The following is a 24,575-nucleotide window of genomic DNA, read 5'->3' as shown; positions in this document are numbered from 1 at the left end:
CGGCCAAGCCAAGCCATCCTGTGCGCAGCGACCACGGGTCAGCCCGGCAAGACCTTCGCCCCCCGTTTCAGCGGGGTGCCATGCCAGCCTGAGGACTCCATGCGCCGTATTTCGCCCTTTGCCCGTAGCCTGACCATCGCCGCCGCCATCGCCCTGCCGGGCGCTGCCTCGGCCGTGACGCCGTCCGAGGTGCTGACCACCTATGCCAGCATTGCCGAAGCGGGCTATGCCGACTCGGTCACCACGGCGCAGGCGCTGCAAAGCGCGATCGAGGACTTCCTCGCCGCCCCCTCGGCCGAGGGGCTGGAGGCCGCCCGCACCGCATGGCGTGCCGCCCGCGTGCCCTATCAGCAGACCGAGGCCTTCCGCTTCGGCAACTCCATCGTCGACGATTGGGAAGGCCGCGTGAACGCCTGGCCGCTGGACGAAGGCCTGATCGACTATGTCTCGCGCAGCTACATCGGCGGTGACGACAACCCCGCCGCCGAGCTGAACGTGATCGCCAACCCGACCTTCGCCATCGCCGGCGAGGAGATCGACGCGACCGAGATCACCCCCGCCCTGCTGCAAGACGTGCTGCAAGAGGCCGACTCGGTCGAGGCCAACGTGGCCACCGGCTATCACGCCATCGAATTCCTGCTTTGGGGTCAGGATCTGAACGGCACCGACGCTGGCGCCGGTGACCGTCCGTGGACCGACTATGCCCAAGGTGATGACTGCACCAACGGCAATTGCGACCGCCGCGCCGCCTATCTGCGCGCCGCGACCGAATTGCTGATCGCCGACCTGCAAGAAATGGCCGGCAACTGGACCGAAGGCGGCGCCGCGCGCGAGGCCGTGATGGCCGACGAAAACGCCGGCCTGTCGACGATCCTGACCGGCATGGGCTCTCTGTCCTACGGTGAGCTGGCGGGCGAGCGTATCCGGCTGGGCCTGATGCTGAACGACCCCGAGGAAGAGCATGACTGCTTCTCGGACAACACGCATTACAGCCATTACTATGACGCGCTCGGCATCCGGAACGTCTATGTCGGCGAATATACCCGCGTCGATGGCTCGGTCGTGACCGGCCCCAGCCTGTCGGATTACGTGGCCGAGCATGACGCCGCGCTGGATACCGCGCTGACCGCGAAGCTGGATGCCTCGGTCGCCGCGCTGCAGACCATGGTCGACACCGCCGAGGGCGGCATGTCCTACGACATGATGCTCGCACCGGGCAACGCGCAGGGCGAAGAGGTCATCATGGGCGCCGTCAACGCGTTGGTCGACCAGACCCGCGACATCGAGCGTGCCATCGCCGCGCTGGGTCTCGACGGAATCGAGCTGGAAGGCTCGGACAGCCTCGACAACCCCTCGGCGGTGTTCCAGTAACCGCCCGATCGGAGGTCCGACGATGATCGTCTGTTCCTGCCAAGGCATCTCCGACCGCGACATTCATGCCGCGGTCGACTGGATGCGCGCCTCGGACCCGCACACCATCATCACCCCCGGCAAGGTTTACCGCGCCTTGGGAAAGTCGGTGGACTGTGGCGGCTGCATGACGCAGTTTCTCTCGACCATGCGGGCGAATCCGAATACCGAAGTCCCCATGGAGCTGCGCGCCCTGCGCGCCACGCCACACAGGAGAGAGAGCCATGAAGGGTGACGCAAAGGTCATCGACTATCTCAACCGGGCCCTGCGGTCGGAACTGACGGCGGTCAGCCAGTATTGGCTGCATTACCGCCTGCAGGACGATTGGGGTCTTGCCAAGATGGCGAAGAAAAGCCGCGCGGAAAGCATCGAGGAGATGCATCACGCCGACAAGCTGATCACCCGGATCATCTTCCTCGGCGGGCATCCGAACCTGCAAAAGCTCGATTCGCTGCGCATCGGCGAGACGCCGAAAGAGACGCTGGAAGCCGACCTCGCCGCCGAGCAGGAGGCCGCCGCACTGTATCGCGAGGCGCGCGCCTATTGCGCCTCGGTCAACGACTTCGTGTCGATGGAGCTGTTCCAGGAGCTGCTGACGGACGAGGAAGGTCATATCGACTTCCTTGAAACCCAGCTCGACCTCTATGCCCGCCTCGGAGACGAACGCTATGCGCTGCTCAACGCCGCGCCGATGGACGAAGCCGAGTAAGATCGTTCTGGCGGCAGGGCTCATTGCGGCCCTGCCCCACCTCGCCCCGCCTGCGCTTGCGCAGGATCTGCCCGACCTGCACCTCGACGCCCTGCCCCGCACCCCGCAGGAAATCACCCGCCTCGAGGCCGCCACCGCGGCCCCCACCGACCCCACACAGGCCCAGCGGTTCGAGCTGCGCGCCGGGGGCGCCGGAACCGTGCGTGTGCGCCGTGGCAACGATGCTTTCCTGCAGCCCCCCGCCAACCTGACCCGCGAGCAGGCGATGACCTTCCGGCTGGGTCAGGCCCTGTTCGAGCGGCAATGGGCCTCCGCCCCTGCCTCGACCATCGCGTCGGATGGGCTGGGCCCGCTGTTCAATGCGCGTGGCTGCAGCAATTGCCACCAGCGAGGCGGGCGCGGCCAGCCGCCCGTCGAGGGGGCCGACCATTCCTCGCTGTTCCTGCGGATCTCCGTCCCGGCCCCCGACGGCACGGCTGGCCCCGACGGTATCGCCGAATGGATCGCGACCGAGCCGCATCCGGTCTACGGCAGCCAGATGCAGGATTTCGCCATTCAGGGCCAACAGGCCGAATACCACCTCGCCGTCGACTGGGAAGAGATCCCCGTCGCCCTCAACGGCGGCGAGACGGCCAGCCTGCGTCGCCCCTTGTGGCGCCCTGAGGATCTGGCCTTCGGCCCCTTGGGCGAGGCGGCGATGCTCAGCCCGCGCGTGGCGCCGCAGATGATCGGCCTCGGGCTTCTGGAGGCCATCCCTGCCGCCGAGATCCTCGCCCTCGCCGATCCCGACGACGCGGATGGCGACGGCATCTCGGGCCGCGCGAACATCGTCTGGTCGCTGGAATTCGACGCGCCGATGCTGGGCCGCTTCGGCCACAAGGCCGGCGCCCCCAGCCTGCGCGAACAATCCGCCATGGCTTTCTCCAGCGACATCGGCCTGTCGACCGCACTGCTGCCTGCGGGTTGGGGCGATTGCACGGCCGCGCAGACCGCCTGCCGCGACGCGCCTGACGGCGGCGATGAGACGCATGGCGGGCTGGAAGTGCCGGACCCGGCGCTGAACCTCGTGACCTTCTACACCGGCATGCTGGGCGTGCCCGCGCGCCGCGATGTCAGCGACCCCGAGGTCCTGCGCGGCCGGGCGATCTTCCACGAGGCCGGCTGCGCGGCCTGCCATCGCCCGGCCCATGTGACTGCCCGTCTTCGCGACCGTGACGACCCGCGCAGCTTCCAGCTGATCTGGCCCTATACCGACCTGCTGCTGCACGACATGGGCGAGGGGCTGGCCGATCACCGCCCCGAGGGGCGCGCCACCGGCACCGAATGGCGCACCGCGCCGCTTTGGGGCATCGGCCTGACCGAACGGGTCAGCGGCTATGCCAACTTCCTTCATGACGGCCGCGCCCGTACCCTGCTGGAGGCGATCCTCTGGCACGGCGGCGAGGCCCAATCCGCCCGCGACCAGATCGTCGAGCTTGCGCCCGATGACCGTGCCGCCCTTCTGCGTTTCCTAGGGAGCCTCTGATGCGCCACCTCAACGCCCTTGCCCTTCTTGCCCTGACCGCCTCGCCGGCGCTTGCCGATGTCGGACAGGTGCTGGACGCGCAGGTCCTGCCCGGCACCGCCGCCTTCGCCGAGGCCAGCACCGCGCTGGCCACCGCCGCCGCTGCCGATTGTCGCCCGGCCGCCGTCACCGACGCCTGGAACGCCGCCTTCGACGCCTGGCTGGCGATCGGCCATCTGCGCATGGGCCCGCAAGAGCTGGCCGCGCTGACCATCGCCTTCTGGCCGGACGGCCGAAACTCAGGCCGTCGCACCTTGGCCCGGATGATCGAGGGCGAGGATGCGATGGGCACCGATGCCAGTGATTTCGCGCAGGTCTCGGCCGCCGCGCGCGGGCTCTATGCGCTGGAGACCATGCTCTACGATCCCGATTTCGCCAGCTACGAGGCCGGCAGCTATTCCTGCACGCTGGTGCAGGTGATGGCGCAGGACCTCGCCTCGCAAGCCGCTGCGCTGGATCTGGCGTGGCGCGAGGATTTCGCTCCCGCCCTGCGCAGCGCCGGCAGCCCCGACAACGCGCAATTCCTCTCCGCCAACGAGGCCGAGCGCGCGATCTTCACTCAGCTGCACGGCGGGGTGGAATTCAACGCCGACCAGCGCCTTGGCCAGCCGATGGGCACCCCGGATCGCCCGCGCCCGACGCGTGCCGAGACCTGGCGCGCGGGCCGCAGCCAGCGCAATATCGAGCTGTCGATGGCCGCGATCCAGGCCATGGCGCAGTCGCTGGCCGGCCATTCCGTCGAGGCCGTCGACAGCGCCTTCTCCGCCGCCGCCTATTTTGGCGCCGGCATCGAGGACCCGGCATTTCAGGACGTCGAAGACCCACAGGCCCGGTTCCGGCTGGAGAGTTGGCAGGGCCGCATCCGCGCCGCCGGCGATGCGCTGATCGTGCATATCGGCGAAGAAATGGGCATCGCGCCGGGCTTCAACTCGCTGGACGGAGACTGAGCCATGACCTCGCGCCGCACCTTCCTTGCCGGCCTGATGGCCGTCGCCGCCCCGAAACCCTCCTGGGCCGATGCGGGCAGCCCCCGCTGGCTGGCCTGTGCCCGCGAGGCTGACGGCACCTACGCCCTCTTCGGCATCGCCGAGGACGGCGCGGACACCTTCCGCCTGCCCCTGCCCGCCCGTGGCCATGCCGGTGCCGCGCATCCGACCCGGCCCGAGGCCGTGGCCTTCGCCCGCCGCCCCGGTGCCTTCGCTCTGGTGCTCGATTGCGGCTCGGGCGCGCTGATCCGCCAGCTGACCCCGCCCGAGGGGATGCAGTTCAATGGCCACGGCGCCTTTACCGAGGACGGGCTCACGCTCTACACGGTCGAGCAGCGGGCCTCGGACAGCCAGGGCTTCCTCGGCATCTGGGACAGCGAGTATCGCCGCCTGGGCCAGATCGAGACCGGCGGCATCGGCCCGCATGAGGTGCTGCGCCTGCCGGGTGACGTCTTCGCCGTCGCCAATGGCGGCATCGCCACCGATCCCACCGACCGCACCAAGCTGAACGTGCCGGAGATGGCGCCCTCGCTGGTCTATATTCAGGGCGATGAGGTGGTCGAACGGGTCGCGCTGGAGCCCTCGCTGCATTTCAACTCGATCCGCCATCTGGCGCATGAGGATGGGGTTCTGGCTTTTGCGATGCAATGGGAGGGCGAGCCGTCGCAGGTGGTCCCGCTTCTGGGTCTGCACCGCCGTGGCGAAGCGCCGATCCTCGCCTCCGCCCCGGCCGAGGAACAGGCGCTGATGCAGGGCTATGCCGGCTCCTGCGCCTTCTCGGATGGCGAGGTAGGCATCACTTCGCCCCGCGGCAACCGGCTGCACCGCTTTGACGCGCAAGGGACTTTCCTCGGCGCGACGGCGCGGGCAGATGTCTGCGGCCTCGCGCCCTGCCCCGGCGGCTTCCTGACCACGGATGGTGGCGGCGGCGTGCTGCAGGTGACCGAGGGTCGCGCGCGCCCGCTGGGCCTGCGGTCCCGGTCCTGGGACAACCATGTCGTGACGCTGTGAGGGCCTTCTCGGCCAATCTCGGCTTCCTCTGGACCGAGCTGCCGCTGACTGAGGCGATCCACGCCGCCGCAAAGGCGGGCTTCAAGGCCGTCGAATGCCACTGGCCCTACACCACCCCACCCGAAGCAGTGGCGAAGGCCCTGGCCGAGACCGGCCTACCGATGATCGGCCTCAACACCCGCCCCGGCGGCCCCGGCGAGTTCGGCCTCGCCGCGCTGAAGGGCCGCGAGGCCGAAGCCCGCGCCGCCATTGACGAGGCCGTGGCCTATGCCCGCGCCACCGGCACGCGCGCGGTGCATGTGATGGCGGGCAAGGACGGTGATGAGGCTACCTTCCGCGCCAACCTCACCCATGCCTGCGAAACCGCGCCCGACCTGACGATCCTGATCGAGGCGCTCAACGCCCATGACGTGCCGGGCTACCATCTGCCGACACAGGAACGGGCGGCGCAGACCTGCACCGCCCTCGGCTTTCCCAACCTGAAACTGATGTTCGACTGCTACCATGTCGGCCGGACCGAGGGTGACGTGCTGACGACCTACCGCCGCCACCGCGCGCTCATCGGCCATGTCCAATTCGCCGCCGTCCCGGATCGCGGCGCGCCGGATCATGGCGCGGTCGACTATGCCGCGCTGCTCCCCCAACTCGACTGGCCCGGCCCCTTCGGTGCAGAATACCGTCCGAACGGCCCGACCGACGCCAGCCTGTCGTGGCTCCCCGCCCTATCATCTTGTTGAAAATACTCGCAGGGGGACCGGGGGGCGGCAGCCCCCCGGTCAGTCACTTGTTCTCACCGAGCCACGTCGCCGAGGTCTTGATCCCCCCCAGCGGGAAGATGTGGATCTTGTCGAGAAGGCTCTCGGGATGCGCGGCTTTGTAGGCGGCGATTTCCTCCAGCAGCTCGGTCGGCTCGAACGGCAACAGCAGCTTCGACAGATCCATCGCCCGCTTTTGCAGCACGCCCAGCGAGGGGCCGACGCCGCAAGCGATGGCGAATTTGATCAACGTTTGCAGCTTGGTCGGACCCGCGACGCCCAGATGGATCGGCAGCGTCACGCCCATGGCCGCCAGCCGCTCGGCCCAGGCGATGATCGGACCGGCCTCGAAGGCGAATTGCGTGGCGATGGCCATCTCGGCATCGGTCTGCTGCGAGAAGCCCTGCTTCCACATCAGCGCCTCGTCGACGACCTTGGTGCCGCCCTTGGGGTCGATGTCCTTGTTGCCCTCGGGGTGACCGGCGACATGCAGGCGCTTGAAACCGAGCTGGTCGAACACGCCGGTTTTCAAAAGGTCGATGGCCGAGGTGAACTCGCCCGCCACCGTCGGCACGCCGCCCGCCAGAACCAACGCCTGCTCGGCGCCCGCTTCCTCGCGATAGCGTTTGAGCCAGGTCTCCAGCGTGGCACGGCTGTCGATGATGCGCGCGGGCACATGCGGCATGGCCGGGAAGCCCTCGTCGGTGAGGCGCTTCACGGTGGCGACCATCTCGTCGATGGGCGTGCCGTCGATATGCGCGACATAGACGCGGGTGCCCTCAGGCAGGATGTCGCGGAAGCTCTCGACCTTGGCGGCGGTGCGCGGCATCACCTCGATCGAGGCGCCTTGCAGCAGACCCGGCAGCAGCTCGGATTTCGTGCCATCGGTCGGCGCGGATTTGCGGAAATTGAACAGGGCCATGATGTCTCCTCCCTCAGACGGTCAGGCGGGGGTTGATGCGGTCGGCGGCGAAACCATCCGCCATCCGCGTGAGTTCGATCCCGGTCACGACCCCTCCGGTCACGAAGGGATCGCCCTCGATATAGGTGCGCGCATCGGCCAACGAGGCCGCTTCGATCACACCCCAATGCCCCAGCGCCACACCCTCGTCAGTCCACAGGGCCGAGCCGGTGATCACCGACACGAGGCCATTCGCCCCCGAGCGGTTCCACTCGCGATGGGCCGGCCGCAGGGCGTCGCGGGCCTCGTCGGCATTCTCGCGGTGGGTGCAGCGCATGAGGAAGAACATCAGGCCGCGCCCTCGTTTTCCAGCACCACCATGCCGGCCCCGGTCATCGAGGCGGGGGCGTAGTAATGCGACATCACGGTGCGGACCTCCGCGTCCATGCAGCCGCGCATCACCAGCCACATGATCAGCTCCGCCCCTTCCGAGCCGAAGGTCTCGACGAACTGCTCTCGCGTCCAGCCGCGATATTTCTCGGGGTTGGGACCGATCTCCGCCAGCCATGCCTTGTCGGCGTCGCGGTTCATGAAGCCCGCGCGCGCGCCCTGCAGCTGGTGGGTCAGACCGCCGGTGCCGAAGACCACGATGCGCTCGTTGCCCGGCCAGCTTTCGATCGCCTTGCGCAGAAGCTGGCCCAGCTCCCACATGCGCTGCGGCGTGGGGATCGGGTATTGCACGGTGTTGACGAAGATCGGCACGATCTTCACCGGCCACTCGGCGGGACGGCCGAAGAACAGCTCCATCGGCACCTGGATGCCGTGGTCGAGCTCGATCTCGCGGCAGATCAGCGGATCGAAATGCCCCTCGACCATCGCGTCGGCCAGGTGCCAGCTGAAATCCGCGGCGCCCTTGAAGGCGGGGATGTCCCGCTTGCCCCAGCCCTCGTCGATGATCTGGTACTCCTCGGCCACCCCCAGCGCCAAGGTTGGCACGCGGTCGAGGAAGAAGGCGTTGCCATGGTCGTTGAAGATCACCACGGCAATGTCGGGCTTCTGCTCGGCGATCCATTCCTTCGCCGGGATGTAGCCGTCGAAGAAGGGTTTCCAGTCGGGCGTGTCCTGCAGGCCCCGGTCCAGGGCGATGCCGATCGAAGGCACATGCGAGGTGCCGCAGCCACCGATGAGTTCAGCCATTGCGGCGCTCCTTGCCAAGGCGTTGCACGAGGAAATCCTCGTGATCCATGCCCACCTGCGCCGCACCGATGGCCGTCACCGGCATCGGGTTCAGCGCCGAAATCTTGAGGATGTAGAAGATGTTGCCACCAAGGCGGACCATCTCCTGCCAGTCGCGGGCCAGCACGGCCGCGCGTTGTTCGGGGCTCAGCTTGTAGCGGTCGAGGAAGGCTTCCTCATCGGCTGCGAAAGCCTTGCGGTTGGCTTCGGACACAAGGGCCATGGCCATCTTGTTCAGCTCGTAGCCCATGTGGGATCGTTCCCGGTCGAAGAGCGGGGTCTCGGGGATCGCCCCCGGGTCAGGATTTTGCATCGGTTCAGTCCTTGAGGAACTCGGACAACAGGTCGGCCACCGCATCGGGGCGTTCGACCGGGGCGAAGTGACCCGCCTCCTCGATGATTTCGAGACGGGCGTCGGGCAGCAGCGCGAGCATGTCCTCATGCTGCGAAACGGGGGACCATTGGTCCTGACGGCCGACGATCAGCAGCACCGGGCAGGTGATCTGGTCGAGATAGGCCGAGGCATCGGGGCGCGTGACCAGCGCGTTGATTTGGCGCGCGTGCAGGTCGGGATTCATGCGCAGGACCATGGCGTTGAGGCCGGCCATCAGCGCGGTGTTCTTCTGGTTCTCGGCCCAGACCATGGGGGGCAGCCAGCGGTCGGCCAGCGCCTGCATCCCGTTGTCATAGGCGAACTTGACGATCTCGGCGCGCTTGGCGGGCTCGCCTTCCTTCAGCGGATGGATGCCGGTGTCCAACAGCGACAGCTTCTCGATCCGCTCGGGCGCGAGGCGCGCCATCTCCATGGCCACGCGGGCGCCCATGGAATGCCCGGCCACCCGAAGGCGGCCGGGGTTCTGCTCCAGCAGATCCCGCGCCATCTGCGTGAGGTCGTCCTGCGTCGACAGGTCGGCCACCTTCGCATCGGGCAGGCGCGCGAGCGTCGCCTCCCAGCAGAAGGCATCACACAGAAGTCCGGGGATCAGCAGGGTCGTGGTCATGTCAGTTGATCATCGTGTTGGGCAGGATCAGAGAGATCTGCGGGAAAGCGACCAGCAGCAGGAGTGTGACGATCATCGCCACCCAGAACGGGCCGACACCGCGGAAGATCGTGCCCAGCGGCACGTTCGGCGCCACCGATTTCACGATGAACACGTTCACACCGACCGGCGGCGAGATCAGGCCCATCTCCAGCGTCAGCACTACGAGGACGCCGAACCAGATCGGATCGAAGCCCAGCTGCTGGATCACCGGGAAGAAGATCGGCATCGTCAGCACCAGCATCGCGAAGCCTTCAAGGAAGCAGCCCAGGATCAGGTAGCAGCCGAGGATCAGGAACAGCACCACGATACGCGGCATGTCCAGCTCGGACAGGAAATGCCCCAGTTCCTGCGGGATGTGGCTCAGCGCCATGAACGGGATGATCATATGGGCGCCGATCAGGATGAACATCACCGTCGCCGTGGTCACCACCGACGATTTCGCCGCGTTCCAGAAGGCCATGAGCGTCAGCTTGCGCGAGATCAGGCCGATGGCGATGATCAGGCCCGCGCCGACGGCCGAGGCCTCGGTCGGGGAGAAGATGCCGGTGTAGATGCCGCCGATGGTCAGCAGGATCACCGACAGGATCGGCAGCGCGCCGACCATGGCCCGAAACTTCTCGGAGGTGGTGGTCTTGGGACCGGCGGGGCCCATCTCGGGCTTCAGCCAGCACTGGACCATGACGGTCAGCACGAACATCAGCAGCAGCAAAAGGCCCGGCAACACGCCCGCAAGGAACAGCCGCCCGATCGATTCCTGCGTCAGGATCGCGTAGATCACGAAGCCCGTGGACGGCGGGATCAGGATGCCCAGCGTACCGCCTGCGGCCACTGCGCCGGTCGACAGGCGCGGGTCGTATTTGAAGCGGTCCATCTCGCCCAGCGAGACCTTGCCCATCGTCAGGGCCGAAGCCACCGACGAGCCTGACAGCGCCGCGAAGCCGCCACAGCCGATGATCGTGGCCGAGGCCAGACCGCCCCGGACGGAGCCGATCATCGCATAGGCCGCGTCATAGAGGCGGCGGGACATGCCGGTCTCGGTCGCGACGTTGCCCATCAGGATGAACAGCGGCACCACGACCAGCTCGGCCGAGGAGGCGATGGTGAAGCTTTCCGACGCGAGGTAGTTCATCGCCGCGTTGAGGCTGTGCAGGTTCCAGATCCCGAAGAAGCCCACCACGAACATGGCGAAAGCGACGGGAATGCGGAACCCCAGCAGAACGAACAGCGCGCCCATGCCCAGAAGGCCGACTTGGAATTCGGTCATGACGTGTGGCTTTCAGGATGGCGCAACGGTCCCCCGAGGATCAGCGAAACGGCGCGCAGGAGCATTCCCGCGGCGGTGATCACGCAGCAGACCACGACGAAGTACTGGAACCAGTCCTTCGGCAGGTGAATGATGTTGGTGGCGAGGTTCAGCATGTTGGAGATCGCCGCCGATTTCCACATGTTCCACGCGATACCCGCGAAGATGCCAAAGCCCGCAACGGCGCCGAGGATGTCGGTCAGCCGGACCAGCCATTTGGCCATGGAGCGTTCGAACAGGTCGACCGCGATATGCCCGCCCGTCCGGTCGCACAGGGCCATGCCGCCAAAGACCAGCACGACCATGCCCATCTGGGTGATGTCCTGCGCGCCGCGCAACGGCGAGCCGAAATAGCGCCCGACCACGTCGATCAGGATCACGACAACCTCGGCGATCAAGCCAAGGGTGCCGAGCATTGCGGACAGGGCAATCACCCTGCCCGCAACTTTATCAAGCGTAGCCAGCAAGTTACTGACCCTGCATCGTCGCAAGAACGTCGGCGCCGCCGTCGACACCGGCAACCACCGCGTCACGCACCGGCAGCGTCAACTCGCCAAAGGCGGCGGCTTCTTCGTCGGTCAGCGTGTAGACGGTGTTGTCACCGGCCGCGTTCAGCGACTCGATCACCGAAGCGGCGCGGGCGTTCCAGCCCTCCTCGGCCGAGGCCGACAGGGTGCGGCCGGCGATGGCGTCGAGCGCGGCACGCTCTTCGTCCGACAGACCGTCATAGGCGCCTTGGTTCATCACAACGTAGAACGAGATGCGACCGAGCGGCGCGCCCAGCGTGTAGCTGTCGGCCACTTCGTCCAGACGGAAGTCGCCCACGGCCGAGGCCCCGGTGATCACGCCGTCAATGAGGCCCGTCTGCAGCGAGTTGTAGATCTCGCCAGCCGGCATCTGCACCGGGGTCGCGCCCAGCGCTTCGACGGCAGCGGCAGCGGCCGAACCCGACACGCGGATCTTCAGGCCGGCCAGATCGGCGGGCGTGCGGATGTCATGGCCGCGCATGATGAAGATGTTGGGTTCCGACAGCCACAGCGCCAGCGGATGCGTGCCCGGGAACTCGCCGTCCAGCTGGCCGGCTTCCTGAGCGTTCCACAGCATGTCGTAGCCGGTCATGCCCTCGGGCAGTGCGCCCGGCAGTTCCGAGATCATGGTGCGCGGGAATTGCGACGAGGTATAGCCCTCGAGGCCCCAGACGATGTCAGCAACGCCGGTCACGGCGCGGACATATTGCTCCAGCGGGCCAGCGCCCAGCTCGCCGCCGGGGAACACCTGGATCTCGACGCCGGCCTCGGCCACGGCGGCCTGCAGCGGTTCGATGGTGGAGGCGGTCAGCGTGTGCTGCGGGGGCACCCAATGGGCGAAGCGCAGCGTGGTGGCACCGGCCGGAGCGGCCAGCATCGCGGCAGCCGTCGCCGCCGCACCCGCAAGACGCAGGGTCGAGAAATCGAGCATGGTAGTTCCTCCCAAGGTTCGGGGCGTTCACGCGCCCCCTGAACGGTACGATCCGTTTCGAAACGATCCGTCCGGGCCACTATGACCAACTTCGCCGCGCGAAAAAATTCTTTTTGCGGCGACCACCATAAGAGACTGCTATAGCTGTGGGTCGCGGCCCAGACCCTCCGTCAGGCGGCGGCGGGTCTCCCCACCGCCGCCCCAAGGCTCTTACGAGCGGGTACGCCAGCTGTCCGCGTAGTTCGTGCGGGCTTCCGACGAATACGGGGTCGGCGAGACGCGCACGCGGATCTCGGCCTGCTTGTGGGTCTCGGTCGAGGTCTTGCCGGTCGGCTCGGGCTCACCCCATTTCAGGGTCAGAACGTCACCCACCTGCACGTCGGTGTTCACCACGCCAAGGCTCAGCAGGCAGCGCTCGTTGAACGAGTAGCCGTTGAACATCGACATGCCGACCATCGCGCCCTTGTCGTTGACGACCATGTCGGCCGAGGACGAGGCGTAGTTCGGCTGCGGGAAGTCGATCCACTTGTAGGGCGTGCCCTGCTCGAAGCTGGAGGCGATGACTTTCAGAACGTCGTCGCGGTTCCACTCGAAGGTGACCTTCTTGCGCTTCGGACCTTCGGCCTTGATCTTCTCCAGCGCGGCCTTGCCGACGAAGTCGTCCTTCTTCCAGCCGATATAGAAGTCATAACCCAGTTCGAACGGGTTGACGTAATAGTCCTCGATGTTGTCCGAAACATACGAGCCGCCGATGGCGCCCGCCGCTTCGTACATGTCGGTACCCAGCCATTCGCGGAAGGCCTTGGTCATGCCGTCGCCGGTGTAGATGCCCGGCAGCGGCGACGGGATCCAGCCCGATTCCAGCGTGTTGGTCGAGTAAGCGCGCGAGCCGCACTGCACGAGGTTCACGCCAGCGTCGCGGGCGGCCTGCATGACGGTCGCGTGGATGTAGTCCTTGTCCTTGTACGGACCCCAGATCTCCAGACCCGGCGCGCCCGACATGCCGTGGCGCAGTGCCTGGACCTTCTTCGAGCCGATGTTGATCCATTCGACGTGGAAGAACTTGATGTCCGGGATCGGACCGCCGTTCATTTTCTCGAAGATCGCGCCGGCATCCGGACCCTGGATCTGGAAGCGGTAATGCTCACGCAGGACGCGCTCGCCCTCGGGGCGCGACGGCGACCGCGGGTCGTAGCGGATGCGGACGTTCCACTTGCCGTAGGCGGCGGCGAACATCAGCCAGTTCGAGGTGGGCGCGCGGCCGACCAGAACATATTTGTCTTCACGCTCGCGGAAGATGATGTGGTCGCCGATCACGTGGCCGGCCGGGGTGACCGGGACGTAGTGCTTGGCGCGGTTCAGGCCAAAGTTCCCGAAGGCGTTGATGCCGTGATAGGCAAGGAACTCGGTGGCTTGCGGACCTTCGACGATCAGCTCGTCCATGTGGTGCGACTGGTCGAACAGCACGGCGGATTTGCGCCAGGCTTCCTGTTCGACACGCCAGTTCGAGAATTCAGGCGCGACGACCGGATAGACATACATGCCGATCTTCGAGTTGCGCAGCATCTGGACGGGGTTGCCGCCCTGCTCAGCGATCAGGGCTTCAAGGCTGGTAGCAGCCATCTCGATTCTCCTCCCAAGGCAAGAATGTATACATGGATAGGCGAAGTGAGCGGTATTGCAAGCGGAATTGTCAGGCTGGCGTCAGGATCGGCAAAATTTGTATGCACGACCCTCGTTATCTCAGCGCGTGATCAACGCGATCCCCGGCAGGCTATCGGGCGCCTGTGTCTCGGTGATGAAGGTCTGCTCCAGATTGGCCCGGGCGATGCGCGCATGCTCGCGCGCGATGGCCTCGGCCCGCACGCCCTCACGCCGCTCGATCGCCTGCACCAGCGCCCGATGCTGGGCCTGCGCCACGACCAGCGATTGCAGCGAGCGGCGGGTTTGCTGGCTGCCCAGCACGAAGGCCGAGGGCGAGGCGAAGGGCAGGCTTTTCACCCGCTCGAGCTCGCGCAGGATCACGTTGCTTTGGCACAATTCCGCCAGTTTCGCGTGGAATTGCCCGTTCAACTCGCTGTAGCGGTCGAAATCGAGGCTCTCACCAGCCTCGCCCGCGAAGCAATCATCAAGCTCGTCGAGGATCGCGCCGATCTCGGCCAGCGCCGTCTTGTCGGCCCCCTGCTCGGCCGCCAAGCGCGCCGCCGTGCCTTCCAGCACGCCGCGCAGCTCGATCGCATCGGTCACATCGCGGTAGCTGAAACTGCGGACCTGAAACCCGCCGCCCGAGGCGCGCTCCAAGAGGCCCTCCTCGGCCAGACGGGACATCGCCTCGCGCACCGGCGTGCGAGAGATCTGCAATTCCTCCGAGAGCGCGACCTCGTAAAGCCGCGTGCCGCCTGCCAACCCGCCATGGATGATCCGCTGCCGCAGCTCATAGACCGCGCGCTTCGTCAGGTTGACGCTTTTCGATTCCGATTTCGCTTCCGACATAATCCCCCCGTGTATACACCGAATGTATACAAATCACGGGCGCGGCGAAAGCTCCTTCATTCTGCCCCAAATACGCAGGCCAACGGCACCGCGGGGCAACAAGGCCCGGAGGACGCGCCCCCGGGCCCTGCCATCACTTCGGCGCCAAACGGGCCGAGCCGTCCAGCCGCACGCATTCACCGTTGATATAGCGGTTCTGGGCCATGAAGCAGACGGTATCCGCGAATTCGGCTGGATCGCCCAGCCGCTGCGGGAAGGGAATGCCGGCCGCCAAGGCCTTCTGCGCCTCCTCGGGCAAGGTATAAAGCAAGGGCGTCAGGAAGATCCCCGGCGCGATCACGTTGACCCGCACACCGACTCGCGCCAATTCCCGCGCGATGGGCAGGGACATGGCAACGATGCCACCCTTCGAGGCCGAATAGGCCGCCTGCCCGATCTGCCCGTCGAAGGCCGCGACGGAGGCGGTATTGATCACCACGCCCCGTTCGCCATCCTCAAGCGGCTCTGCCTCGGCCATCCGCGCGGCAGAGAGGCGCAGCACGTTGAAGGTGCCGATCAGGTTGACGTTGATCGTGCGCTGGAAGGCCTCCAGCGCCAAGGGGCCATCACGGCCCAGGACGCGCCCGGCGGTGCCAATGCCCGCGCAATTGACGACGATGCGCGGCACGCCGTGCGCCGAGGTCGCAACGTCCAGCGCCGCGTTCACATCGGCCTCCGAGGTCACGTCCCCCATCGCCGACACGCCACCGATCTCGGCCGCGACGGCCGCGCCCTTGGCCGCGTCGCGGTCGAGGATCGCCACCTTCGCGCCGCGCGCCGCCAGCATCCGCGCTGTCGCCTCGCCCAGCCCCGAGCCCGCGCCGGTCACCAGGACCGAAGTTCCGTCGATCTGCATCTCTCAGCCCTTTCCGCTTTCGATGACCCGCGCGTCGCCCGCATAGAGCGCCGCCACCAGATCCGCCCGCTGCGCCCGCACCGCGCGCTGGTTGACCGAGCCCTTGTCGGTCACCTCGCCCTTCTGCAGATCCAAGGGTTCGACCAGCATCATCACCCGCGGCACGCGCAGCGACGAGCCCGTCGCCGTGGCGTTATAGGCCTTGAGCCGCGTGGCCAGTTCCGCGCGCAGGGTCGGATGGGTGAAGAGTTCGGCATCCGCCATCCCCTCGCCGCCCGGCACCAGCTTCTCGATCGCCGGACGGAACGGCACCAGCAGCGCGCCGAGGCTGTCCTCGCCCTCGCCCACGATCACCGCATCGCGGGCATAGCCGCCCAGCGCATCCGTGAGTTTCGCGCGCAAAGCGCCGACGCCGACCCAAGTCCCGGTCGAAAGCTTGAAGTTCTCGGCCACGCGCCCGTCGAAGAAGAAGCCCTTTGAGGGATCATCCGGGTCCGCGAATTTCAGCGCGTCGCCGAGGCAGTAGAAGCCTTCCTCGTCGAAAGCCTCGGCCGTCAGCTTGGGATTGCGCCAATAGCCCGGGGTCACGTTCGGCCCCTTGACGCGGACCTCCCATTTCCCCTCGACCGGCACCAGCTTCAGGATCACTTCCTTCGCGGGCACGCCGAGGTTGCCGGGCGCGGCATCGGGATCGGTGTTGAAGATGGCGAAGGGCGCCGTCTCGGTCGCGCCGAGGCCGGTGCCCAACTGCACCCGCTGCCCGGTCGCCTTGATCGCCAGCTTCTCCAGCGCGGCCCAAGTATGCGCGGCCATCGCGGCGCCGGCGTAATACTTGAACTGCAGCTTACCGAAAAAGGCCTTGGCAAGCTCGAGGTCGTTCTCCATCGCCTCGACCAGCATCTCGTAGCCGAAGGGGACGTTGAAATACCAGTTGGTGCCGACCTCGCGCAGGTTGCGGATCGTCTCGGGCATCATCTTCGGCGTGGGGCGGCCACCGTCGATATAGAAGGTGCCGCCGTTATAGATCGTCGCGTTGAACACGAGGTTCCCCGCCGCGACATGGTTCCACGGCGCCCAATCGAGGATCACCGGCGGCTCGTCGCGCAGGAAGGCGTAGCACTCGGTCATCTGCTCCATGTTCGCGCACATCATGCGCTGGGTCTGGGTGACAGCCTTGGGGCTGCCGGTGGTGCCCGAGGTGAACAGGAACTTCGCCACGGTATCGGGGCCGGTCGCCGCGTTGGCGGCGTCGACAGCCTCGGTCACCGGGGTGGCCAGCAGCGCAGCCCAGTCCAGCGCCAGACCGGGCCCGGCCTTGCCCAGCAGCGGCAGGCCCGGGAAGACGGCCTCGATGGCGGGCAGGAACGGGGTCGTATCCTCGGCGAAGACGGCGCCCGGCGTGATCTGGTCGCGCACCGATTCCAGCTTGCCGTATTCGCCCGAGGCGAGGGCATAGGCCGGCGCGATGGCGGCGGACGGGATGCCCACATATTGCGCGCCTAAGGCCATCAGACCGTGGGCGACCGAATTCGCGGAGAGGATCACCAGCGGCCGCTCGGTCGAGAGGCCCAGATCCAGAAGGTATTGACCGATGGCCCTGACCGCTGCCAGCATCTCGGCGTAGCTCGTGCGCTGCCAGTCGCCGTCCGGGCCCCGTTCGGCCATCCAGGTCACATCGGGTGTCTTGCCGGCCCATTCGTGGATCTTGTCCGACATCCGAACGGGATAGGCGTCCAACTTGCCCTTCTGCCAGACCAGAAGGCTGCCGTCCTCGCGGTGCTCCCACTCGATCTCGGGCTGCCAGAGCCGGACGGAACGCAACGGTGATTCTGTCATGATAAAGTCCTCCCCGGAAATTGTTTACACAGATACTTTTTCCACGGATAGCGATTAATTGTTTACACGGATACTTTCTGCCGGGATACTGCGCCTCAAGAATCGACCGGAGGAGGAAGCCGGGGAGGAGCGGTTCGCAAACAATCTGCGACAGGGTCAGGCATGGACTACCTCACACTTGAGTATAACGGCGATGTCGCCATTCTGGGCCTCAACCGCCCGGCCAAGCGCAACGCGATCTCGGACGCTTTCGTCGAGGAGCTGAACAGCGCCATCACCGAGATCGAGGGCCGCGCGAAGGCTGCCGTGATCCATGGCCATGGCCCGCATTTCTGCGCCGGTCTGGACCTTGCCGAACACGTCAAGAAGACCCCGTTCGAGGGTGTGCAGGGCTCGCGCCGCTGGCACGAAGTCTTCGCCCGCATCCAGCGCGGCAAGCTGCCGTGGTTCGCGGCGCTGCATGGCGCGGTCGTCGGCGGCGGGCTGGAACTGGCGTCCTCGGTCCATGTGCGCGTGGCGGACAAGACCGCCTTCTTCGCCCTGCCCGAAGGCCAGCGCGGCATCTTCGTCGGCGGCGGCGCCTCGGCCCGCACGGCGCGGCTGATGGGTGTCTCGCGCATGACCGACCTCATGCTCACCGGCCGTTCGGTCGATGCCGATACCGCCGAACGCTGGGGCATCGTCAATTATGTCGCGGCCGAGGGCATGGCGCTGGACGAGGCCGTGAAGATGGCCGCCCGCGCTGCCACCAATGCCGAGCTGTCGAACTACGCGATCATCCACGCCCTGCCCCGCATCAACGACATGGCGCAGGACGACGGACTGTGGGTGGAAAGCCTGATCTCGTCCTTCACCGCCACCTCGCCCGAGGCCGAAGCGCGCCTCAATGCCTTCCTGTCGAAGCGGGCAGGCAAGGTCACCAACCCGAACGCGTGACGCCATGGAGAGCACGCTCGCCCCGGTCGAAGACGATGCCGTCGAGCTGGGCGAGCTGACCAGCTCGGTCGGCTTCATGCTGCGGATGACGCAGACCCGCGCCTATGACCAGTTCTTCGCCCAGTTTGCCGATACCGAGGTGCGGCCGGGCGAGTTCACCGTCCTTTGGGTGCTGGGCCTCAATCCCGAGCTGAAGCAGGGCACGCTGGCGCGGACCTTGAACATCAAGCCCGCGCACATGACCAAGCTGATCCAGCGCCTCGTGCGCGCGGGTCATGTCACGCGCACCGTGCCCCCTGAGGACCGCCGCTCGGTCCTGCTGTCGCTGACGGCGGCGGGCAAGGAACATCTCGAAGCTTATCGCGGCCATTTCCTGGCCGTGCACCGCGCCGAGCGCGTGGGCCTCTCTGACGAGGAAATGGCCACGCTGCTCGTGCTGCTCAAGAAACTGAACTTCCAGGAGCCGCCCGAATGCCCATAAACATGGACGAGATCATCGCCATCGACATCCATACGCATGCCGAGGAGCCCTGCGATACCTGCCGTGACGACGGGTACAACGAGTTCCAGGCCGGCATGGCGCGCTATTTCAAAAACCCGGCCGGGGCCGATGGCATGCTGCCGACGATCCCCGAAACCGCGCAATATTACCGTGAGCGCAAGATCGCTGCGGTGATCTTCGCCGTCGATGCCGAGCGCGAGACCGGCTTCCGCCGCTACCACAACGAGGAAATCGCCCAGCTCTGCGCCGAGAATGACGACATCCTGATCCCCTTCGCCTCGATCGACCCGCACAAGGGCAAGATGGGCGTGCGCGAGGCCCGGCGACTGGTGCGCGACTACGGCATCAAGGGCTTCAAGTTCCACCCGACGATGCAGGGCTTCTACCCCAACGACCGCATGGCCTACGAGCTTTACGAGGCCATTCAGGACGAAGGCGCGATCGCGCTGTTCCACACCGGCCAGACCGGCGTCGGCGCAGGCATGCGCGGCGGCATGGGCATGCGGCTGAAATACTCGAACCCGATGCTGGTCGATGACGTGGCGGTGGACTTCCCCGACCTGAAGATCATCCTCGCGCATCCCTCGTTCCCCTGGCAGGAAGAGGCGCTGTCGGTCGCGACCCACAAGCCCAATGTCTACATCGACCTCTCGGGCTGGTCGCCGAAGTATTTCCCCAAGATTCTCGTGCAGTACGCCAACACGATGCTGCGCAAGAAGATGCTGTTCGGCTCGGACTGGCCGGCGATCACGCCGGACCGCTGGCTGGCAGATTTCGAGAAAGCGGATTTTCGGGACGAGGTACGCCCCCTCATCCTGAAAGAGAATGCGCAGAGGCTTCTGAACCTCTGAGCACATCGGGCGTCTTTGGGAGGAGACAAAAGATGAAACTCACGAAACTTGCCGGGCTGACGCTTGCCGCGTCGGTCCTCGCCTTCAGCGCCGCCGCCCAGGATCGCGTCCTGCGCATCGCGCCCGCAGCGCCGCCGGCCCACCCGGCCAACGGCGTGCTCTACACCAATTTCGCGCAATATCTGCCTGAGGAATCCAACGGCCGTCTGGGCACCACGACGCTGGGCCCGGAAGTGGTCAACCTCGGCCAGATGAAGGACGCGCTGCTGAGCCAGGTCGCCGAAGTGGGCAACTTCCTGCCCCTCTATTTCCCGGCGGAACTGCCCTACATGTCGCTGGCCGGTGAGCTGTCGCTGACCTCGGGCAACAGCCAGGCTGCCGCGGCCGCCATGACCCAGTTCATGGTCGAATGCGAGCCCTGCCAGGCCGAGATGACCGAGTTCGGCTTCGTCTACCTCGGCTCGGGCGCCTCGGACGTCTACGAGATCCTGACCACCCGCCCGGTCAACACCATCGAGGACCTGCAAGGCCTTCGCCTGCGCTCGGGCGGCGCGCCCTGGGCCCGCTTCGCCGAGCATTTCGGCGCCGTGCCCGCGCAGATCTCGGTCAACGACACCTTCGAGGCGATCAGCCAGGGCGTCGTCGATGGCTCGATGGCCTCGATCGCTGACCTGATCTCGTTCCGTCTGGTCGACGTGATCACCGACGTGCTGTTCGTGCCGCTGGGCCTGTACCAGTCGACCTCGAACTTCCACACCTCGGGCATCACCTGGGCGAGCCTCTCGGTCGAGGACCGCGAAGCCATGGCCCGCGCCGCGAACCGCGCCAACGCGGACTTCACCGACCGCTGGGGCCGCGAGATGCCGATGGAGGCCGAGGCCGCCGCGCGTGAGGCCGGCATCAACATCCACGAAGCCAGCCCGGAATTCGCCGCCGCCGTGGCCGAGTTCATCGCCACCGAAGCCGAAACCGCCGCAAGCGTTTCGGCCGAGCGTTACGGCATCACCGATGCCGCCGAGCGCATCGCCCGCTTCCAAGAGCTCTACAGCTACTGGGAAGGCGTCGCCAACGAGGTGGAGAGCGACCCGGTGCAGATGGCCCAGCGCGTCTATGACGAAGTCTGGTCGCATGTCGACATGAACACCTACGGTCAGTAACCGAATGAACCGGTCGCCGGGCACCCCATGCGGTGCCCGGCGGCCCTGCCCTGCCATCCGTCACGGGCCCCTGCGGCCAAGCCGGAGAACTCCCCCATGAACCGCCTGGAACTGATCGAGGACAAGGCTCTGGCCTTTCTGGCCGTCCTCGGGGCTATCGCCACACTGGCGCTGATGGCCCACGTCGCCGTCGACATCACCCTGCGCAACCTGTTCAACCAACCGGTCCCCGCCACCTTCGAGGTGGTGACGCATTACTACATGGTCTCGCTGGCCTTCATCCCGCTGGCCTGGGTCGAGAAATCGGGCGGCATGGTCTCGGTCGAGTTCATCGACGGCTTCCTCAGCCCGCGGACCAAGCGCGTGTCGGACCGCATCGTCTCGCTGATCACCACGCTGGTCTATCTGGTGCTGGCCTGGGTCACGCTGCAAACCGCGCTGTCGAACACCGCGCGCGGCAGCTTCCTGATGGCCAACCAGACCCGCGTCTTCACCTGGCCCGCCTATTGGATCCCGCCGCTGGGCTTCGGGCTGGCCGCGCTGGTCACCTTCATCCGCCTCGTCTCGCCCACCAAGGATCCGCGCGTCAAGGATACCGCCCCCAAGGATAGTGCGTCATGAGCATCACCACCGGCTTCTTCGGCGTCGCAGCCCTGTTCGTGCTGCTGGCCCTGCGCGTGCCCGTCGCCATCGCCCTGATCGGCGTCTCGTTCGGCGGCGTGGCCTGGATGCTGGGCCTCACGCCCGCCATCGGCATCGTCGCCAACACCCCCTTCAGCTTCATCGCCAACTGGACCCTGTCCGCCGTGCCGATGTTCCTGCTGATGGGCTTCATCTCGTACCATGCGGGCCTCACCGCCGGCCTGTTCGAGGCGGCCAAGGCCGTCCTGCGCCGGGTGCCGGGCGCGCTGGCGATCTCGTCGATCTTCGCCTGCTCGGGCTTCGCTGCCGTCTGCGGCTCGTCCTTGGCCACCGCCGCCGCCATGGGCCGGATCGCCATCCCGGAAATGGTCCGCTCGGGCTATTCGCCCAGCTTCGCCTCGGGCGCCATCGCCGCGGGCGGCACCATCGGCGCGCTGATCCCGCCCTCGATCCTGATGATCGTCTATGGCGTCTTTGCCGAGACCTCGATCACCAAGGTCTTCGTCGGCGGCATCACCATCGGCCTCGTCACCGCCGTCAGCTATTCGATCATCGTGCTGCTGACCTGCTGGCTGCGCCCCGATATCGCCCCGCCGCGGCCGCTGGACGCAGACGGCGTCGATACCAAGCGCGCGATCCTGAAGATCTGGCCGGTGCTGCTGCTGATGCTGGTGGTGTTCGGCGGGCTGTTCTCGGGCCTGTTCACCGCAACCGAAGCCGGTGCCGTCGGCGCCTTGGGTTCGCTCATCATCGGCACAATCACCCGCCGCATGAGCTGGGAAATCTTCCGCACCTCGATGATCGAGACGCTGCAGACCTCGGCCTCGCTGTTCATCATCGGCGTCGGTGCCGCGATGTTCACCCGCTTCCTAGGCATGACAGGCCTCTCGGGCTTCCTGTCGAACTTCGTCGCCGGCGCGGACCTGAGCTATGTCCAGCTGATGGTGATCGTCGTGATCATCTACCTGATCCTCGGCATGTTCATGGAGCCCTTCGGCGCGATGATGGTCACCCTGCCCGTGCTGCTGCCGATCTTCCGGCAGGAGGGTATCGACCTCGTCTGGTTCGGCGTGCTGCTGGTCAAGCTCTTGGAGGTGGGCATGATCACACCGCCCGTGGGGATGAACGTCTTCGTCATCCGAAACGTCGCCAGCCAATATGCCACCGTGGCGCAGATCTTCCGCGGCGTCGTGCCCTTCCTCGTGGCTGACCTCGCCGTGGTGATCCTCGCCATCGCCGCCCCTGCCTTTGTCCTCTATCTGCCGAGCCTGATGTGACCTATTCCGCCGATGCCGACGCCATGATCGACGCCCTCAACCGCACGCCCAACTGGGCGCGCGTGCGAGGGGCGATTGACGATGAAACCCTGTCCTCGATCCTCACCGAGGCCGCCAAGGTCGCGGAAAGCGTCGTGGCCCCGGTGGATATCCCGGCCGACCGCATCGGCGCCCAGTTCGCAAACGGCAAGGTCACGGTCCCCGAGGCCTATCACGCCGCCTTCGACGCCCTCGCCGAGGGTGGCTGGCTGGGCCTTGAGCACCCCGAGGATTTCGGCGGGATGGGCATGCCCCTTACGCTCTTCGCCGCCGCCAACCCCTTGTTCGAGCGCGCCGCCCCCGCCTTCATGATGTCCGTGGGCGGCACCCGCTCGGCGGCCCTGCTGCTGGCCGAATGGGCCGCGCCCGAGATGCGCGACGATTGGGTTCCGGCCCTGATCGCCGGCGAGCGTTGTGCGACGATCTGCATTTCCGAACCCGGCGCGGGCTCGGATGTGGGGCGCATCCGTACGCGGGCCGTGCCGGACGGGGACGGCTGGAAGGTCAGCGGCCAGAAGATCTGGATCAGCTTCGGCGACCATGACATCCGCGAGCGCATCGGCCATTGCCTGCTGGCGCGCACCGGCACCGAGCCGGGCACGCGTGGCCTGTCGCTGTTCCTCGTCGAGCGCGGCCCGGGCGTGACCTGCGACCGCATCGAGGAAAAGATGGGCCTGCATGGCTCACCCACTTGCGCATTGCTGTTCGACGAGGCCCCGGCCCGCCTTATCGGCACCGAGGGGCGCGGTCTCGCACAGCTCTTCACGATGATCCGCCACATGCGCCTGACGGTGGCCTGCCAAGGCCTCGGCACCGCGCTGAAATGCCATGACGTGGCCGCGATCCATGCGCAGGACCGCCGTCAGGGTGGCAATCCCAAGGAACCGCCGGTGCCGATCATCGAGCACCCGGATGTCCGCCGCCAACTCATCGCGCTGAAATCCGCGATCGACCTCTACCGGTTGGCGATGCTGGAGGCCGCGACCTCGGCCGACCTGTCCGCCGAGGACGAGGACGCCCGCCGCCTCAACGCCTGGATGCTGCCGCTGATCAAGAATTTCGGCGCCGAGCTCGGCTTCGACACCGCCGGCAAGGCAATCATGGTGCTGGGCGGCGCGGGCTTCACGCAGGATTACCCGCTGGAGCAAAGCCTGCGCGACAGCCGCGTCTTCGCGATCTACGAAGGCACGACCGGCATGCAGGGGCAGGATTTCTTCCTGCGTCAGACGCTGGGCGACGGCGGCGCGGCGCTGGAGATCTTCCTGACCCGCGCCCGTGCCGAATGCGCCAACCACCCCGCCATGGCCGCCGTGATCGAGGATTTCGCCGCCTTCATGGCCCGCGCCATGGCCGAGCCTGACCGCACCCGGCAAGCCGGCATGGCCGACAGCGTCCTGCGCGCGGGCTGGATCGCGGTGCAGGCCTGGATGGCCACCCGAATCGCCGAAACGCCCGAGGCCGCCTTCTTCATGGCCCAGGCCCGCGCCGAGCTGGCCCTGCAGATCGCGCGCGCGGAAGGTCCGACCCTCTGATCACACGCTGGGCGCCGCTTTCAACAGTGGCGCCCGAT

The 24,575-nt window shown here is 66.7% G+C and carries 26 protein-coding genes; 14 read left to right on the top strand and 12 right to left on the bottom strand.

Annotated features, from left to right (window positions below):
* Positions 1-99: 99 nt before the first annotated feature.
* The 7 genes from BCY78_RS06980 to BCY78_RS06950 are packed head-to-tail and all read left to right on the top strand — an operon-like array spanning position 100 to position 6,418.
* Positions 100-1,371 carry an imelysin family protein gene (locus tag BCY78_RS06980; protein WP_083194865.1) on the top strand — a complete coding sequence of 424 codons (1,272 nt, stop codon included), beginning with the start codon at positions 100-102 and terminating at the stop codon, positions 1,369-1,371.
* 22 nt (positions 1,372-1,393) lie between these two features.
* Positions 1,394-1,645 (top strand): bacterioferritin-associated ferredoxin, encoded by a 252-nt coding sequence (locus tag BCY78_RS06975; protein ID WP_068299762.1) that lies wholly within the window; start codon positions 1,394-1,396, stop codon positions 1,643-1,645.
* Positions 1,635-2,120 (top strand): bacterioferritin, encoded by a 486-nt coding sequence (gene bfr, locus BCY78_RS06970; protein WP_068299759.1) that lies wholly within the window; start codon positions 1,635-1,637, stop codon positions 2,118-2,120. Before BCY78_RS06975 ends, bfr begins: the two co-directional genes overlap by 11 nt.
* Positions 2,080-3,645: a di-heme oxidoredictase family protein gene (locus BCY78_RS06965; RefSeq protein ID WP_083194864.1), complete on the top strand. Its 1,566-nt coding sequence runs from the start codon at positions 2,080-2,082 to the stop codon at positions 3,643-3,645. Before bfr ends, BCY78_RS06965 begins: the two co-directional genes overlap by 41 nt.
* Positions 3,645-4,631: an imelysin family protein gene (locus tag BCY78_RS06960; protein ID WP_068299756.1), complete on the top strand. Its 987-nt coding sequence runs from the start codon at positions 3,645-3,647 to the stop codon at positions 4,629-4,631. The genes BCY78_RS06965 and BCY78_RS06960 overlap by 1 nt, the downstream gene beginning before the upstream one ends.
* A gap of 3 nt (positions 4,632-4,634) precedes the next feature.
* Positions 4,635-5,681: a DUF1513 domain-containing protein gene (locus BCY78_RS06955; RefSeq protein WP_068299753.1), complete on the top strand. Its 1,047-nt coding sequence runs from the start codon at positions 4,635-4,637 to the stop codon at positions 5,679-5,681.
* Positions 5,678-6,418, top strand: a complete 741-nt coding sequence (locus BCY78_RS06950; protein ID WP_068299750.1) for a hydroxypyruvate isomerase family protein — start codon at positions 5,678-5,680, stop codon at positions 6,416-6,418. The genes BCY78_RS06955 and BCY78_RS06950 overlap by 4 nt, the downstream gene beginning before the upstream one ends.
* A gap of 43 nt (positions 6,419-6,461) precedes the next feature.
* On the opposite strand, the gene BCY78_RS06945 is transcribed toward BCY78_RS06950, so the two are convergent.
* The 12 genes from BCY78_RS06945 to BCY78_RS06890 form a co-directional block, all read right to left on the bottom strand.
* The gene (locus tag BCY78_RS06945) at positions 6,462-7,358 is read right to left on the bottom strand and encodes a 5,10-methylenetetrahydrofolate reductase (RefSeq protein ID WP_068299746.1); all 897 of its coding nucleotides are present in this window, start codon (positions 7,356-7,358) and stop codon (positions 6,462-6,464) included.
* A gap of 13 nt (positions 7,359-7,371) precedes the next feature.
* Positions 7,372-7,686, bottom strand: a complete 315-nt coding sequence (locus BCY78_RS06940) for a YciI family protein (RefSeq protein WP_068299744.1) — start codon at positions 7,684-7,686, stop codon at positions 7,372-7,374.
* Positions 7,686-8,534 carry a class III extradiol dioxygenase family protein gene (locus tag BCY78_RS06935; protein ID WP_068299741.1) on the bottom strand — a complete coding sequence of 283 codons (849 nt, stop codon included), beginning with the start codon at positions 8,532-8,534 and terminating at the stop codon, positions 7,686-7,688. The genes BCY78_RS06940 and BCY78_RS06935 overlap by 1 nt, the downstream gene beginning before the upstream one ends.
* Positions 8,527-8,886 (bottom strand): extradiol ring-cleavage dioxygenase, encoded by a 360-nt coding sequence (locus BCY78_RS06930; protein WP_068299736.1) that lies wholly within the window; start codon positions 8,884-8,886, stop codon positions 8,527-8,529. The genes BCY78_RS06935 and BCY78_RS06930 overlap by 8 nt, the downstream gene beginning before the upstream one ends.
* 4 nt (positions 8,887-8,890) lie before the next feature.
* Positions 8,891-9,574 carry an alpha/beta fold hydrolase gene (locus BCY78_RS06925; protein WP_068299733.1) on the bottom strand — a complete coding sequence of 228 codons (684 nt, stop codon included), beginning with the start codon at positions 9,572-9,574 and terminating at the stop codon, positions 8,891-8,893.
* 1 nt (position 9,575) lies between these two features.
* Positions 9,576-10,880, bottom strand: a complete 1,305-nt coding sequence (locus BCY78_RS06920) for a TRAP transporter large permease (protein ID WP_068299732.1) — start codon at positions 10,878-10,880, stop codon at positions 9,576-9,578.
* Entirely contained in the window at positions 10,877-11,335 is a 459-nt protein-coding gene (locus BCY78_RS06915) for a TRAP transporter small permease (RefSeq protein ID WP_068299731.1), read from the bottom strand. Before BCY78_RS06915 ends, BCY78_RS06920 begins: the two co-directional genes overlap by 4 nt.
* Before the next feature lie 52 nt (positions 11,336-11,387).
* A complete protein-coding gene (locus tag BCY78_RS06910; RefSeq protein WP_068299729.1) occupies positions 11,388-12,377 on the bottom strand; it encodes a TRAP transporter substrate-binding protein in 990 nt (329 codons plus the stop codon).
* A gap of 210 nt (positions 12,378-12,587) precedes the next feature.
* Positions 12,588-14,000, bottom strand: coding sequence for an aminomethyltransferase family protein (locus tag BCY78_RS06905; RefSeq protein ID WP_068299727.1), 1,413 nt, complete (start codon positions 13,998-14,000; stop codon positions 12,588-12,590).
* A 120-nt stretch (positions 14,001-14,120) separates the two neighbouring features.
* Positions 14,121-14,870: a GntR family transcriptional regulator gene (locus BCY78_RS06900; protein WP_068299725.1), complete on the bottom strand. Its 750-nt coding sequence runs from the start codon at positions 14,868-14,870 to the stop codon at positions 14,121-14,123.
* A 133-nt stretch (positions 14,871-15,003) separates the two neighbouring features.
* Positions 15,004-15,765 (bottom strand): SDR family NAD(P)-dependent oxidoreductase, encoded by a 762-nt coding sequence (locus BCY78_RS06895; protein ID WP_068299724.1) that lies wholly within the window; start codon positions 15,763-15,765, stop codon positions 15,004-15,006.
* A 3-nt stretch (positions 15,766-15,768) separates the two neighbouring features.
* Positions 15,769-17,601 carry a feruloyl-CoA synthase gene (locus BCY78_RS06890; protein WP_068299723.1) on the bottom strand — a complete coding sequence of 611 codons (1,833 nt, stop codon included), beginning with the start codon at positions 17,599-17,601 and terminating at the stop codon, positions 15,769-15,771.
* A gap of 162 nt (positions 17,602-17,763) precedes the next feature.
* Here BCY78_RS06890 and BCY78_RS06885 point away from each other — a divergent pair, with 162 nt between their 5' ends.
* The 7 genes from BCY78_RS06885 (at position 17,764) to BCY78_RS06855 (ending at position 24,537) form a co-directional block, all read left to right on the top strand.
* The gene (locus tag BCY78_RS06885; protein WP_068299722.1) at positions 17,764-18,537 is read left to right on the top strand and encodes a crotonase/enoyl-CoA hydratase family protein; all 774 of its coding nucleotides are present in this window, start codon (positions 17,764-17,766) and stop codon (positions 18,535-18,537) included.
* Positions 18,538-18,541: 4 nt separating this feature from the next.
* The gene (locus BCY78_RS06880) at positions 18,542-19,018 is read left to right on the top strand and encodes a MarR family winged helix-turn-helix transcriptional regulator (protein WP_068299717.1); all 477 of its coding nucleotides are present in this window, start codon (positions 18,542-18,544) and stop codon (positions 19,016-19,018) included.
* On the top strand, positions 19,009-19,890 hold the full coding sequence (locus BCY78_RS06875; protein WP_263643119.1) for an amidohydrolase family protein: 882 nt from the start codon (positions 19,009-19,011) through the stop codon (positions 19,888-19,890). Before BCY78_RS06880 ends, BCY78_RS06875 begins: the two co-directional genes overlap by 10 nt.
* Positions 19,891-19,922: 32 nt before the next feature.
* A complete protein-coding gene (gene dctP, locus BCY78_RS06870; RefSeq protein WP_068299714.1) occupies positions 19,923-21,047 on the top strand; it encodes a TRAP transporter substrate-binding protein DctP in 1,125 nt (374 codons plus the stop codon).
* Between the two features lie 96 nt (positions 21,048-21,143).
* Positions 21,144-21,668, top strand: coding sequence for a TRAP transporter small permease (locus BCY78_RS06865; protein WP_068299710.1), 525 nt, complete (start codon positions 21,144-21,146; stop codon positions 21,666-21,668).
* A complete protein-coding gene (locus BCY78_RS06860) occupies positions 21,665-22,966 on the top strand; it encodes a TRAP transporter large permease (protein WP_068299705.1) in 1,302 nt (433 codons plus the stop codon). Before BCY78_RS06865 ends, BCY78_RS06860 begins: the two co-directional genes overlap by 4 nt.
* Positions 22,963-24,537 carry an acyl-CoA dehydrogenase family protein gene (locus tag BCY78_RS06855; RefSeq protein WP_068299703.1) on the top strand — a complete coding sequence of 525 codons (1,575 nt, stop codon included), beginning with the start codon at positions 22,963-22,965 and terminating at the stop codon, positions 24,535-24,537. The genes BCY78_RS06860 and BCY78_RS06855 overlap by 4 nt, the downstream gene beginning before the upstream one ends.
* The last annotated feature ends 38 nt before the right edge of the window (positions 24,538-24,575 follow it).

The organism is Pararhodobacter sp. CCB-MM2, from assembly GCF_001691415.1.
In the GTDB taxonomy this organism is placed as follows: domain Bacteria; phylum Pseudomonadota; class Alphaproteobacteria; order Rhodobacterales; family Rhodobacteraceae; genus Pararhodobacter.
This window is presented reverse-complemented; position numbering and strand designations above follow the sequence as displayed.